At 51.9% G+C, this 13620-nt stretch carries 14 protein-coding genes; 8 read left to right on the forward strand and 6 right to left on the reverse strand.

All coding sequences use genetic code 11. The annotated features are described in order from the left end of the window. Nucleotides 1-49 precede the first annotated feature (49 nt). Nucleotides 50-1504, reverse strand: a complete 1455-nt coding sequence (locus ACTF5Z_RS00870) for a RimK family protein (RefSeq protein ID WP_438984136.1) — start codon at nt 1502-1504, stop codon at nt 50-52. A gap of 191 nt (nt 1505-1695) precedes the next feature. On the opposite strand from ACTF5Z_RS00870, the gene ACTF5Z_RS00875 reads away from it, so the two are divergent. The 5 genes from ACTF5Z_RS00875 (at nt 1696) to ACTF5Z_RS00895 (ending at nt 5038) form a co-directional block, all read left to right on the forward strand. Next, nucleotides 1696-2121 carry a potassium channel family protein gene (locus ACTF5Z_RS00875; RefSeq protein WP_438984137.1) on the forward strand — a complete coding sequence of 142 codons (426 nt, stop codon included), beginning with the start codon at nt 1696-1698 and terminating at the stop codon, nt 2119-2121. A gap of 13 nt (nt 2122-2134) precedes the next feature. Further along, nucleotides 2135-2617: a GNAT family N-acetyltransferase gene (locus tag ACTF5Z_RS00880; RefSeq protein ID WP_438984138.1), complete on the forward strand. Its 483-nt coding sequence runs from the start codon at nt 2135-2137 to the stop codon at nt 2615-2617. 70 nt (nt 2618-2687) lie between these two features. Further along, nucleotides 2688-3773: a sensor histidine kinase gene (locus tag ACTF5Z_RS00885; RefSeq protein ID WP_438984139.1), complete on the forward strand. Its 1086-nt coding sequence runs from the start codon at nt 2688-2690 to the stop codon at nt 3771-3773. 2 nt (nt 3774-3775) lie between these two features. After that, entirely contained in the window at nt 3776-4588 is an 813-nt protein-coding gene (locus ACTF5Z_RS00890; RefSeq protein WP_438984140.1) for a LytR/AlgR family response regulator transcription factor, read from the forward strand. Nucleotides 4589-4597: 9 nt separating this feature from the next. Further along, nucleotides 4598-5038, forward strand: a complete 441-nt coding sequence (locus tag ACTF5Z_RS00895) for a VOC family protein (protein WP_438984141.1) — start codon at nt 4598-4600, stop codon at nt 5036-5038. Here the strand turns inward: ACTF5Z_RS00895 and ACTF5Z_RS00900 are convergent. Further along, a complete protein-coding gene (locus ACTF5Z_RS00900; RefSeq protein ID WP_423853505.1) occupies nt 5012-5746 on the reverse strand; it encodes a glutamine amidotransferase-related protein in 735 nt (244 codons plus the stop codon). The two genes, ACTF5Z_RS00895 and ACTF5Z_RS00900, sit on opposite strands and share 27 nt — an antisense overlap. Nucleotides 5747-5772: 26 nt before the next feature. Here ACTF5Z_RS00900 and ACTF5Z_RS00905 point away from each other — a divergent pair, with 26 nt between their 5' ends. Genes ACTF5Z_RS00905 through ACTF5Z_RS00915 form a run of 3 tightly spaced genes read left to right on the forward strand, consistent with a single transcriptional unit; the run spans nt 5773 to nt 9710 of the window. Next, entirely contained in the window at nt 5773-6330 is a 558-nt protein-coding gene (locus ACTF5Z_RS00905) for a phosphatase PAP2 family protein (protein ID WP_423850073.1), read from the forward strand. After that, entirely contained in the window at nt 6330-7406 is a 1077-nt protein-coding gene (locus tag ACTF5Z_RS00910) for an MJ1255/VC2487 family glycosyltransferase (RefSeq protein ID WP_438984142.1), read from the forward strand. The genes ACTF5Z_RS00905 and ACTF5Z_RS00910 overlap by 1 nt, the downstream gene beginning before the upstream one ends. A 42-nt stretch (nt 7407-7448) precedes the next feature. Further along, nucleotides 7449-9710: a tetratricopeptide repeat protein gene (locus ACTF5Z_RS00915; protein ID WP_438984143.1), complete on the forward strand. Its 2262-nt coding sequence runs from the start codon at nt 7449-7451 to the stop codon at nt 9708-9710. Here the strand turns inward: ACTF5Z_RS00915 and ACTF5Z_RS00920 are convergent. The 4 genes from ACTF5Z_RS00920 to ACTF5Z_RS00935 all read right to left on the reverse strand — a co-directional run bounded on the left by ACTF5Z_RS00920 (nt 9697) and on the right by ACTF5Z_RS00935 (nt 13599). Beyond that, complete coding sequence (locus ACTF5Z_RS00920; protein ID WP_423850075.1) at nt 9697-10272, reverse strand: YceI family protein; 576 nt, start codon at nt 10270-10272, stop codon at nt 9697-9699. The two genes, ACTF5Z_RS00915 and ACTF5Z_RS00920, sit on opposite strands and share 14 nt — an antisense overlap. Before the next feature lie 34 nt (nt 10273-10306). Then, on the reverse strand, nt 10307-12196 hold the full coding sequence (parE, locus tag ACTF5Z_RS00925; protein WP_423850076.1) for a DNA topoisomerase IV subunit B: 1890 nt from the start codon (nt 12194-12196) through the stop codon (nt 10307-10309). A gap of 73 nt (nt 12197-12269) precedes the next feature. Further along, entirely contained in the window at nt 12270-13112 is an 843-nt protein-coding gene (gene cpdA, locus ACTF5Z_RS00930) for a 3',5'-cyclic-AMP phosphodiesterase (protein ID WP_438984144.1), read from the reverse strand. Then, nucleotides 13105-13599 carry a DUF1249 domain-containing protein gene (locus ACTF5Z_RS00935; protein WP_423850078.1) on the reverse strand — a complete coding sequence of 165 codons (495 nt, stop codon included), beginning with the start codon at nt 13597-13599 and terminating at the stop codon, nt 13105-13107. The genes cpdA and ACTF5Z_RS00935 overlap by 8 nt, the downstream gene beginning before the upstream one ends. Nucleotides 13600-13620: the final 21 nt, after the last annotated feature.

Consider the following 13620-nt stretch of genomic DNA (forward strand, 5'->3'; position numbering starts at 1 on the left):
TGAAGCGGTGGCTCTGATTGCGATAAACATTCGTCAGTTAAGTGGAGGATTAACGCCCCCGCGTTTCCAATCGAGCGGCAAACTCTGACATCACAATCATGTAAAGCTCATCGCCTAGGTAACGATTTTCGACGCCGTGATCGATACTCGGATTGTCGTTGACCTCGATCACATACACCGATTCTCCACGCTGCTTAAGATCAACACCATACAAACCGTTACCTACCACAGCACAAGCTTTAACGGCTGCCGCAAGCACTTTAGTGGGCACCTCAAAAGTCGGCATAGCGTCAAACCCACCCGATTTAGAGCGTGCGGCGCCATGGTTGTAGATCTGCCAATGCTTGCGCGCCATGTGGTAGCGACAGGCATAAATCGGTTTGCCGTTTAGCACGCCTATGCGCCAATCAAATTCGGTAAAGCAAAATTCTTGTACTAAGACCAAGGCGGTATTGGTTAGTAGATCTTTTAGACGCTGTACGAGCGTCTCTCGAGAATCCACCTTAAATACGCCCAACGAAAACGAGCTCTCGGGCAGCTTTATCACCATCGGATACCCAAACATACCCTCAAGCATTTCCAGAGTCTCTTCACTTGCATCGGCCACGACCTTAGTTTTTAAACTGGGTACCTGGCTGTAAGCAAAGGCGTCGTGCAAAAAGACCTTATTGCAGCAGCGCAAAATGGATTTAGGGTCATCCATCACCACCAAACCTTCACGCTCAGCTAAGCTCGCCATTCGGTAGGTTGGGTGGTCAATGGCGGTGGTCTCACGAATGAACAAAGCGTCGAACTGCGTCAATCGTGTCATGTCATTATGCGAGATCAGCTCACTATTAATACCCAGTTTACCGGCCGCTTTACCGAACCTTTTGATCGCTTCTTTGTCGCTTGGGGGAAGAGGCTCGTTGGGGTCGACCAGAATCGCCAAATCCCAGCGGTATTTGCGTGCAGCTACCGGCTTGCGCCAACCTTCACTGACATAGTGCGATAAAGCATCTTCAAAAAAGTCTCGTTCATCGGCAGACACGTCGTTTAAACCCATGCGAGCGACACGAACGCGTAAATTAGGACCGAAGTTAATACTCACACGGAGCAAGGGTGCAGCGAATCGCTCGAACAAATGGCGGGCAAGACGGGCCCATTTAGGTTCGACGCTCCGCCCAACAAAGACTGAAAATTCAATCGGATCAGCCGTGACTTCAATAGAGCTCATAATGGCGGCGGGCAGGTCTATCCACCAATCGGCATCTTGGCTGGTTTGACGTAATTCGTTAATGGTCTGCACCGAAGGCAGCACCTTATGCTGTCGTGCTTCCGCTAATAGCGAGCAATAGTAACCTTTGGATAGATAATGCTCGGTGTCGCATAAATTCAATACTCGACGCTTGGCCTGGCCTAATTTTGGATAATCGCTCAGATAAGTATCGAACGAAATTATTTCAGCCGCATCCATAACTAAATCAGCGGCAGGGGCGTCGATAACGACAAGAGTTTTTAGCACGCAATTGCGCTCCAGATAAGGGTCTAAGAACCACCAAGAAGAGATGCTCTAGCGCCAGATGGGTGCTGTGACAGCGGCTAGGTGGACGCCTCGCAGATTACTCCCAATGTGTAAAAAAACAATATTTCCAAACTGATTAAAACAGGTAATTTTCAGCATACAGAGTATACTGGCGGGCACAGGAGAGACACGTGATTCACATTTGGATAGCAAACAGTTTCGTCGTCGCTTTAACCGTTGGTTTGCACTACGAATTTTTGTATCAACTCACCAAATTCTTGCCGCGCTTGCGCATTCGACACCGCTTCCGCATCGTCATTGGCGTATTTGCCTCACTGATTGCGCACGCTGTTCAAGTATGGATTTTTGCAGTGGCCTATTACTACATGCATCGCGGCGAAGATTGGGGCCAACTCGGTGGCGCATTCAATGGTTCTCTGACTGACGCCGCCTATTTTTCTTTTACGACCTACACCACACTCGGTTACGGCGATATTGAGCCCACAGGGCATTTGCGTTTTTTAGCGGGTATCGAATCGCTGACCGGTTTGGTTTTGATTACTTGGACGGCGTCGTTCTTGTACTTAGAAATGCGCAAAGACTGGGATATGCAGTGAGGTAAGTTCCACCATGAATCCGATTGATATTCGCGCGGCCACGCCTTCAGACGTGCCTCGCATTCTTGAGCTTATAACCGCGCTGGCGATCTACGAAAAAGAACCCGATGCGGTGGTCGCTACAGAACACGATTTACACACCGCCCTGTTTGACGATAAAGCGCGAGTTCATGCCGTACTGTGTGACATCGGCGACACTAACGTAGGCTTTGCACTGTACTTTTACAACTTCAGTACCTGGCGTGGCAAACACGGCATTTTCCTAGAGGACTTGTTTGTAGAGCCCGAACACCGCGGCAAGGGCGCCGGCCTAGCCTTACTTAAGTATCTGGCCAAAAAAGCGGTAAGCGAGGGATGTGAGCGCTTTGAATGGAATGTGCTGGATTGGAATACACCCTCGATCGAGTTTTACGAAAGCGTGGGAGCGGTTGCTATGAGCGAATGGATTGGGTATCGCTTATGCGGTACTGCCTTAACCGAATTCGCCGCCTCGTAAATACGATTAATCGAAACTGCGCTGCGACAGATAACCGCGCAAGAGAGACGCGATCCGTTATACTCTGGCAATGAATCTACTCGACCCCGATCAAAAACACCGCCTTTTTTGGTTGCTGCAAGCCGGCGGCTGGGCTGGTTGGGCGCTGTCGTTTTACTTAGGTGCGACGGTTTGGGGCGATCCACCCGATAACTACGAGTTTTACATTCCGATTATTGCCATGGTCGGCATGGCCCTGACCTTGGGTTTACGCTGGGCTTATCGTCTGACCTGGGATATGCGATTTGTCGCCAGGATCCTACCCTTTTTGCTGGGCTCTTATTTTGCGGGTGTACTGTGGATGGTCGCTCGTACCTTCATCTTTTTTTCGCTCTTCCCGGAGCAAAAAGCGGCCTTCGGCATTGAATCCAGCGCCGAGTTTTACAGCTATCTCGAAGGTGCGATTTCTGCTGCGTGGGTCATGTTTGGCTGGAGTGCTTTATACTTCGGCATCAAGTACTACATTTTGTTACAAGACGCCAAAGCCCGCGCACTAACCGCAGCATCAGTGGCCAACGAAGCACAGCTAAAAATGCTGCGCTACCAGCTTAACCCGCACTTTTTGTTCAACACCTTGAATGCGATTTCGACCCTGGTACTCGATAAAGACACCAACCTAGCGTCTGACATGATCAACAAGCTGTCGAAGTTTCTGCGCCACTCTCTAGAAACCGACCCCATGACCCAAATTACGGTCGATCAAGAGGTGGCGGCACTAAAACTGTATTTAGATATCGAGCAGGTTCGCTTTGGTAGTCGGCTGGAAGTCCTATTTTCTATTAACCCCGAAGTCAAACATGCCTTGGTCCCTTCTTTGATACTGCAACCCTTGGTCGAAAATGCCATTAAATATGGTATTAGCCAGTCGGTAAAAGGCGGCGCTATTGGCATTAGCGCCCACAAAGACGGCGATGATTTGCAGTTGATTATTTCTGACAACGGGCCCGGTTTAGATTTTAGTCAGGGCATCACACCCAAAGGCAGTGGCGTTGGTCTAGAAAACTGCCGCGAGCGACTAAAAGCCCTGTACGGCAATCGCCAAAGCTTAAAGCTTGGGCCGACCTTACCGCACGGATTAACCGTCTCCATTAACATACCTTTTAGCCAAGAGGCATAACCATGAGCCTACGCGCACTGATAGTTGATGACGAAGAGCTGGCCCGCCGTGGCTTACTGCGTCGCCTAGAGACCCTACCCAATGTCGAAGTCATTGGGCAGGCAAGCAATGGTTTTGAAGCCGTAGAAATGATCGGTGAGCTAAACCCCGACGTCGTGTTTTTAGACATACAAATGCCCGGCATGAATGGCTTTGATGTCATTGCAAAGCTGCAAAGTGACACTCTGCCATTAATTGTATTCACCACAGCGTATGATGAGTACGCCGTGGAAGCCTTTAAAGTGCACGCCATCGATTACCTGCTAAAACCCGTTGAAATTGACCGCTTAACCGATGCCGTAAAACGAGCTGCTGAACGCTTAAGCTTCGAGAAGAGTGACAGCTCGAAACAGGCTTTACTCGATTTGATGATGAGCGCAACCACCAAACACCCCAAAGAGATCAGCGCAACCGACACCGAAAATACAAAGAAAGGCGATACTTGGCCTGAAAAAATAGCGATTAAAGACGGTAGCGATATCACCCTAATTCGCGTCGCAGACATCGAGTGGGTCGATGCTGCCGGCGATTACATGTGTGTGCATGCGCAGGGCAACACCCATATCATGCGCATTACGATGCGCCAGCTCAGCGAAAAGCTCAACCCAGACGTTTTTTTACGCGTGCACCGTTCTACCATCGTAAACGTCAATCTAATAACGGGCGCTCAAGCGTTGACCAACGGCGAGTACACGCTCACCCTGAGCAATGGCACCAAACTCAAGGTCAGCCGCAGTTACCGTGACGTGATTAAACAGTTTTTATCGACCCATTAGGATAAACCCATGCAATATCTACACACCATGATTCGCGCCAGTGACCTAGACGCTACGCTTCATTTCTTTTGCGATTTGTTAGGTCTTGTCGAGGTCAATCGCTACGACAGCGAGCAGGGCCGCTTTACTTTGGTATTTTTAGCAGCCTCCGAAGATGTCGACCTTGCCAAAGAGCGCAAAGCACCATTGGTAGAAATCACCTATAACTGGGACCCAGAAGAGTACACCGGCGGCCGCAACTTCGGACACCTCGCTTACAGAGTGGCTAACATTTACGAGCTGTGTGAGCGCTTACAAGCCGGTGGCGTCACCATTAATCGCCCCCCGCGTGATGGCCACATGGCCTTTGTGCGATCCCCCGACGGTATCTCTATCGAGCTATTACAAGCTGGTGAATCTCTGCCCCCGGCCGAACCCTGGGCATCAATGCCCAATACCGGCGAGTGGTGATTTAGCGTCTTGTAAAAACGCAACAATGACGCTGGCTAAGGCGTCGCCATCATGGCCTTGGCTTAAACTGGCCAAGGCCTTGGGCAAGGCTTCATCGCCTATTCGGTCTTCACGAGAGACCATCAAGGCCTTGGAGTACTCTGGCACAAACTCTGGATGCCCCTGAAACGTCAGTACAGAGCCGCGCTTGTATAAAGCCGCGACAGGGCAAAAGTCGCTGCTCGCCAGTACCTCTAGTCCAACCGGCGCTTGCTGCACCTGATCTTGGTGACTCACCAACACCTTAAAATCGTCGGCGGGCATAGCCAGCCAGTCTGGTTTAAACCGCCATTGGTGACGATGCACACCCACACCCCATCCCCTATCGGATTTGCCTACACGTCCACCCAGTGCCTGCGCGACTAATTGATGACCAAAGCAAATTCCGATCAGTGGGATATCAGCCTGCACCAGGTCACGCACAAAATTTTCTAAAGGCGGCAGCCACTCATGATCCTCGTACACACCCGCTTTCGAGCCCGTGACAAGGTAAGCGCCATGTTGGTCTTTGCTATCGGGGTACTCACCTAACTGCACGTCATACACCGCAAACTGCAAATTGGGGTTAGCCCGCTTTAACACCGTCTGGAACATATCCGGGTACTCACCGAACCGCTCAGCCCATTCGGGACGCACCGAGTCGGTCTTTAAAATGGCGAAAGATTTCATAAAAGCTCCAAAAAACGGTCACATAAATGCCATCAGCGCCTCGCATTCTTGGCAGTATGAATATTTTATCTAGCCTACAAAATGTCGACCACGCCTTGTTTGCAAAAATCACAGGGCTGACACATTGTACTTTTTGCGTCCCCATGGCGCGGATATTTTCCAAGACCGGCGATGGTGTTCTGCATATTCTGGTTGCTATCGTGCTACTGATGTTACACCCCATGCCAGAGCTGGTGGTGTTAGCCTTAGCTACAACGATGCTACTCGAACGCGCACTGTACTGGCCACTAAAAAACTCATTAAAACGCCTGCGACCACCTGAAAAATTGGACGGGTTTAATAGCATCGTCACGGCGTCCGACCGCTTCTCGTTTCCAAGTGGACACAGCTCAGCGGCTTTTGCCCTCGCCATTCTGCTCAGTCTGGCTGTAGGCGGGTTTATGCCCGTACTGTTAGCGTGGGCTACGTGTGTAGCTTTGTCGCGAGTGGTATTAGGCGTGCATTTTCCTGGGGACATCATCGCCGGGGCATTGCTTGGCACCGCAGTCGCTTTTACTAACGCAGCCTATTGGGGGCTTATCTAATGCGAATTTTGTATGGCGTTCAAGGCACAGGACAAGGGCACATAAGCCGAGCACGGGCGATGGCAAAAGAGCTCGCTCGATACCCAGAACTCGATGTCACTTGGTTATTTAGCGGCAGGTCCAAAAGTCGACTATTCGACATGGAGTGCTTTGGCGACTACGCATGGCGCCGCGGGTTAACGTTTGCCTCGCGTGAGGGAAAATTGCACTACCTCGATACATTGCGCGCCAATAACGCACCCGCCTTTATCCGAGATGTGATCCAGCTTGACCTTGGCAGTTACGATTTGATTATCAGCGATTACGAGCCCGTGACCGCGTGGGCGGCCAAACTACGAGGCCGTGAATGCATTGGCATAGGGCATCAGTATGCCTTCGACGGCTCATCGCCCGTGGCGAAAGCCGATTGGCTATCAAAAACTATCATGCGCTTATTCGCACCGACAACCCGATCCGTAGGCCTGCATTGGTACCCGTTTAGTCAAAGCATTTGCCCGCCAATTATTGACTTACCCGATGCGATGCCGGCAACAGGTGAACACGTGCTGGTGTATTTACCCTTTGAGAACCAAACGACGGTGACTCGATGGCTGCAAGCACATGCTGATGTAGAATTTCGTCAGTACTCACCCGACGTACAAAATGAGACCCTAGCCAACGTCACGACCTGTCCGACTGACTACCAGGGTTTTAAGTACGACCTAGCCAACTGTAAAGGCGTGATTTGTAACTCTGGCTTCGAGCTTATCAGTGAGTGTTTGCAGTGGGGCAAACCCGTACTGACATTCCCAATGCGAGGCCAAATGGAGCAAAGCAGCAACGCCTTGGCGTTAGATCAACTCCAACTGGCCAAGGTATGCGACACGCTGGATTCCCACGCCTTAGGCGACTTTTTGCAAGGCCTGCGGCAGCAGTCATCGATTAACTTTCCGAATGTCGCTGCGGCTTTGGCACGCTGGATTCGCGACGGAGCAACAGAGTCGCCCATGAACCTTGCGGCCGATCTTTGGCGCGGGGTACGTATCGCGCAGCTTAATCCGCCAAAGAGCGAAGCACCCAAAGCTATAGCCGCGTAAAGGTGATTCCATCGCCTGCCTATTTGAGGTAGGGTTGCGGCTGTGTCAATAAGTCTAAAAACCATGCGACTACTGCTGCTCGTTCTATGCCTACTCGGCCTTAATGCGTCTGTCTTTTCTTCTGAGACGTACGTGGGGTCTGAGAACTGTGCTCAATGCCATCAGACGGAATATGCCCAGTGGAGCACCTCCCACCATCAGGCCGCTATGGCCAAGCCCTCCCGCACGACGGTGCTAGCACCCTTCGAAGGCGAGGAGTTTGTATGGTTTGGCAAAACAAGTCGCTTTCATCAAGACAACGGCCGATTTTTGATTACTACCGACGACACCGGGGCCGGTGAAACGACTTTCGAAGTCGCCTACACCTTTGGCGTCTTCCCCCTGCAGCAATATCTCATTCCGACCGATAAAGGACGATTGCAAAGCTTTACCGTCGCCTGGGACGCACGCCCGGAAAGCGAGAATGGGCAACGTTGGTATCATTTAACAACCGATGAATACATTGCTCCGGATGACCCACTGCACTGGAGCGGGTTGTATCAGAACTGGAACAATTCCTGCGCCGAGTGCCACTCGACCGACGTTAACAAAAACTACGACGCAACAAATGACAGCTACAACACGACATTTACCGAAGTATCGGTCGGTTGCGAGGCCTGTCATGGGCCTGGGCAAGCCCATCTGGCATGGGCACAAGGCGATCTAAGCCAAGCCGCACCACCGTGGCCAAGTCAACTTAAACAAAGAGCGCAATGGGCGTTTAACGATAAGGCTATCGCGCAGCGCGTCTCTGCAAACGATAACGATGCGCAAATTAACACCTGCGCGCGCTGTCATTCACGCCGCAGCCACCTCGGTGATTACCAACACGGACAAGCACTGTCCCAAACCCATCGCCTTGCCTTACTCGAGCCAGGCCTTTACTACCCCGACGGGCAAATCCAAGATGAAGTGTTCGTGCATGGGTCCTTCATACAAAGCAAAATGTACCAAGCTGGTGTAACCTGCACTGACTGTCACAACCCTCACAGCGGCAAAATCTACACGCAGACCAACGCGCTTTGTGCCAGCTGTCACCAAGCCGAGGTTTTCGACACCCCCAAGCACCATCACCATCAACCAAGCTCGGCCGGAGCAGAATGTGTCGACTGCCATATGAGCACAACGACCTATATGGGGGTCGATGCGCGACGTGACCATAGCATGCAAATCCCTCGGCCTGACCTAACCATCAACACCGGTACACCCAACGCCTGCAACAAATGCCACGAGGATAAAACTGCCGACTGGGCAATGATGCTCTTAAGCGAATGGGGTCAGTTGCGACGCGACCAACAGACCGAGCGCACTCTAGCTTTTCATGCCGCGAGCCTTGGGCAAGCCAAAGGCCAGCAAACTCTGCAGGAAATCGCCTTGTCTGAGGCGCAACCGGCCATTTGGCGAGCCAGTGCAATCAACGCCTTGGTAGTGAATAATCAAAGTGCGCTGACTACCCTGCAGCTAGCACTCACAAGTTCGGACCCCTTAATTCGCCAAAGTGCTGTGCGCCAAGCCGGTAACCTGCCAGACAATCTGAAGAACGAAGTATTACTACCTTTGCTGGGAGATGAAGACCTCGGCGTACGACTGACGCTGGCATTTGCGCTCGCAGGCATAGCCGATGTAAACCTTTCTAAAGCGCAAGCACAGCAACTGCGGACACTAGATACCGAGTATCGCGCCATTGCTGAACGCCACTTAGACCAAGCAGAACAGCATCTTAATTTAGGTGACTACGAAACACGCCAGGGCAATATCGAAGCGGCATTAAGTCACTACCAAACCGCCTTAAGCAAGAACTCGCAACTGTTAGCCGCCTATATAAACAAAGCCGATTTAGAGGCAAACTCTGGCAACAACGAGACGGCGATCGACACACTCCAACACGGGCTAACGCAGATTACAGATAACCCAGACCTGGCGTTTGCGCTGGCGCTGGCCCACATTCGTGCTCAAGATTACGACCAAGGATTACAACAATTGGCTATAGCGGCTAAAGCAGAATCGGCACGCTACCGCTACACCTACGCCATCGCGCTGCACGGTCAGGGCAAATTGCACGACGCCTTAGCAATATTAAAAGGGGTGCGCCGCAAGTGGCCTGATAATGAAGAAGCTTTGCAAGCCCTGGCGCAGTTCGCGGTAGAGGCCAAGGACACGCGCACCGCACTCGAGGCAGTGCGCCAACTTACCGAGTTAGCACCAGATAATCGCCAGTATCAGGTCTGGCGCCAGCAACTCGAACGAATCGCTATTGCGCGTTAGTCAAACGTAGATTAAAACTCACAGGCACAGTTTGCCCAATGGTTTTGAGCCCGGCCACCACGCGCAATGCCTCGACGCCCTCGGCCAAACCAAAATCGGCGGCTCGCACCAAAATAGGATTAACTGTGCTGACGTACAGCGCACCCTCAGCTTGACTGACCCACACATCGGCCACTGCGGTCTGAGCGGAGCCATGCAAACTTAAGGTCAGCGGAATACTCGCCATTTGGGGCGCCGCACCCACTGCGGCTAGATCTAACTCGCCCAAGCTGCCGCTCAAGGTCGCCTTCGGGAACTCTGCCACCTTAAACAACATGTCGCGCATGCGCTCATTGCGAATACCGATGCGAGTTTCGACGCTTGCAAGCTCGATATCTGCGCGTATCTCTCCAGCATCAGAAACCGCCACGTCAAAGACTTCAAAGGCGTGTTGCTCGACCACACCCGCGTTTTTATCACTCAAAAACGTCAGAGTGGATTGGCTTGAATCGAGCTGCCAATCTGCCCATGTGCCTGCACTGCTCAACATCAGCGCCGCCGCCATTACGCTCTGCTTTAACATCTTTTTACTCCTAATGTCGCAAGGGACCAATGGTTTATATCAACACTTCCGCGATATTACCTTTCGTTTCAAGCCATTGACGACGATCGCTCGAACGTTTTTTCGCCAGTAACATATCAAAGACCTGCATGGTGTCATCACCGTGGTCTAAACGCAGCTGGACTAAGCGTCGAGTGTCGGGCGCCATGGTTGTTTCACGCAATTGTAGCGGATTCATTTCGCCCAAACCCTTAAAGCGCTGCACGTTCACTTTGGCGCGTTTATTCTCGGCCTCGATACGGTCCAGTATGCCCTGCTTCTCGCTATCATCCAGCGCGTAGTAAACCTCTTTGCCCACATCGATTCGGTACAAAGGCGGCATGGCAACATAAACGTGGCCCGCAGTAATCAAGGGCTTAAAGTGGCGCACGAACAAGGCACAAATCAAGGTAGCAATGTGCAGACCATCGGAGTCAGCATCGGCCAAAATGCACACTTTGTGGTAGCGTAAACCCGATAAATCATCGCTGGCGGGATCGACCCCCAACGCCACCGAGATGTTGTGCACTTCCTGCGAAGCTAAAATCTCTTGTGAGTCGACTTCCCAAGTGTTCAGAATTTTACCACGCAAGGGCAAAATCGCCTGAAACTCGCGGTCACGCGCCTGTTTCGCCGAGCCCCCCGCGGAATCACCCTCTACTAAAAATAGCTCACCGCGCGCGGGATCTTCACCCGAACAATCAGCCAATTTACCGGGCAAGGCGGGGCCCGAAGTCACTTTTTTGCGCACCACTTTTTTGGCGGAGCGCACTCTGCGCTGAGCATTATTAATGCACAATTCCGCCAATTGTTCGGCGTACTCAGTTTCTTGATTCAACCACAAACTAAAAGCATCTTTCGCAACACCCGACACAAAGGCGGCGGCTTCGCGAGACGATAAACGCTCTTTGGTTTGTCCCGAAAACTGAGGGTCCTCAAGCTTCACCGACAGCACAAAAGCACATCGATCCCAAATGTCCTCAGGCGCCAGCTTAATACCCCGAGGCAACAGGCTTCTGAGCTCGCAAAAGTCTCGCAAAGCATCGAGCAAACCCGTTCTTAAACCATTAACGTGGGTGCCGCCCTGAGACGTAGGAATTAAGTTGACATAACTTTCAGTGATCAGCTCGCCGCCCTCTGGCAACCACTGTACAGCCCAATCCACCGCCGAGTGCTGAGCACTAAAACTGCCGGTGTAAGGACTGGGCGGCAACACTTCGTAACCGTCGGTCGCTTGCTGCAAATAATCTTTTAAACCGTCTTCGTAATACCAGCTCTCGGATTCTTTCTTGGCATCGTCTACAAAGTTCACGCGCAAACCCGGGCACAGCACCGCCTTGGCCCTGAGCACATGCTTTAGGCGCGGAATCGAGATATTAACGGAGTCAAAGTACTGTGGGTCGGGCCAAAAATGTACGGTAGTACCAGTATTGCGACGCCCGCAGGTATCGATGACCTCAAGATCGCGGGATTTTTCCCCACCCGCAAACGCCATACTGTACACTTGCGCGTCGCGCTTGATGGTAATTTCTAAACGCTGAGAAAGCGCATTAACGACCGACACCCCTACGCCGTGTAACCCGCCACTAAACTGATAGTTCTTATTCGAGAATTTACCGCCGGCGTGCAAGGTCGACAGAATAACCTCTACACCGGGCTTGCCTTGCTCTGGGTGGATGTCCACGGGCATGCCGCGCCCATTATCGCTGACCGAAACTGAACCGTCTTTGAACACCACCACATCGATTTCACTGGCGAAACCCGCCAAGGCCTCATCGACACTGTTATCAATGACTTCCTGCGCAAGGTGATTTGGGCGCGCTGTATCGGTATACATACCAGGGCGCTTACGCACCGGCTCAAGCCCCGTTAAGACCTCAATATCTTGTGCTGTGTACTGACTCATACCTACCACATAATCTAAAACAAGGGTCTAGTGTAGCCCAAAGCTTTGTCAGCGGGTATGGGTTTAAGGGGATTTATAAATAACCTGAAGAGCCCAAATCAACGGTAAAGCTGCGATCGGTGACGCGGTAGACTTGGGTGTTAATCGAGCCATCGGGCAAGAGCTGTAAATGACGGAAACCCGGAGGTAAATCATCGACCTTGAAATCGTCGCTATGCCGCGCAAACTGAATGCAGGTAGAGGGCGTAGCCAACATCCGTACGCTCTTGCGCAGATAATCGACTTCTTGATGTACATGCCCCCACAGCACCGCTTTCGCATTTGGGTATTGTTCGATCACCGCAAACATCTCATCGGCATCAAGGACAGCCTGAGAATCAATCCAAGCGCTGCCAACGGGCTCGGGCTGATGATGCAAGCATACGAGAGTGTTCAGCCCCGCATCGGCGCCTGCTTGCAGAGCTTCTTCTAACAAAGCCAACTGTCTAGGGCCTAAGCGGCCACCCACCTGCCCTGGGATTTGGGAGTTCAGCATCACAATTTGCCATGCGCCCACCCGGATATCGTTGCGAATTAAATCTTTGTTGTCGTCTGTTGCTCGACGCAAGGTTTCGGCATGATCGTGATTACCCAACAGCCAAAACTGGTGTTGACAGACCGAGCGCGTGTAATCGCGCAAACGGAAATAGGCGTTCAAGGCACCTTGGTCTGACAAATCACCCGTGGCTAACATGAGAGCAGGCGCTGGTAACACTTTGCCGGCTAAATCTAATACGGCCAGGAGCGAATCATCAGTATCCATCGACAGTAAAGGCGTATTGGGCTCTACCCCCAAATGCGTGTCGGTTATTTGCAGCACGTCCACTGCTTGCGCCGGGTCGTGCTCGATGACGATGGTGTCGAGTAAACTAGTCATCGTGATCACCCAACATGGATTGCTGCGAACACGTAATATCAAGCTGGGATACGCTGTAACCTCTGGCCAAAATGTGCTCTAACCACTCAGCCACAAATTGGTTCTGCTGTACTTTCTCGTCTTTTTGCAGCATCGCTTTGTTGGGGTATTGGTAACGACCCTGAATGTGTCGACTACCCTGAAACGAGCGCACTTCTAACATTCTGGCGTCGTGATAAGCGCGCACTTCGAGCTCGAAGCTTTTAGCCCATTCGGGCGCAGCGCCGATCAGCTGCTTTATCTTGAAGGTCGTGGTGTAGCGACAGCGCTCGGTGACCGCCAACACAATGCGGGCGTGGTCTAGGGCAATAACGCGCTCGTTGCATTGTTCGTAAGCGGGGAATAGGCGCAAAAACCGAGCGTAGTTCGATTCGCAAATGGCGTGCAACGACGACAAGCTCAACTTGTAGCGCGCTGATACCGCTCTTTGGCGAGTCGATTGCTTCATTGATTACGTCATAAGCCCATA

This window comes from Aequoribacter sp., from assembly GCF_965659035.1.
Taxonomy (GTDB): Bacteria; Pseudomonadota; Gammaproteobacteria; order Pseudomonadales; family Halieaceae; genus Aequoribacter.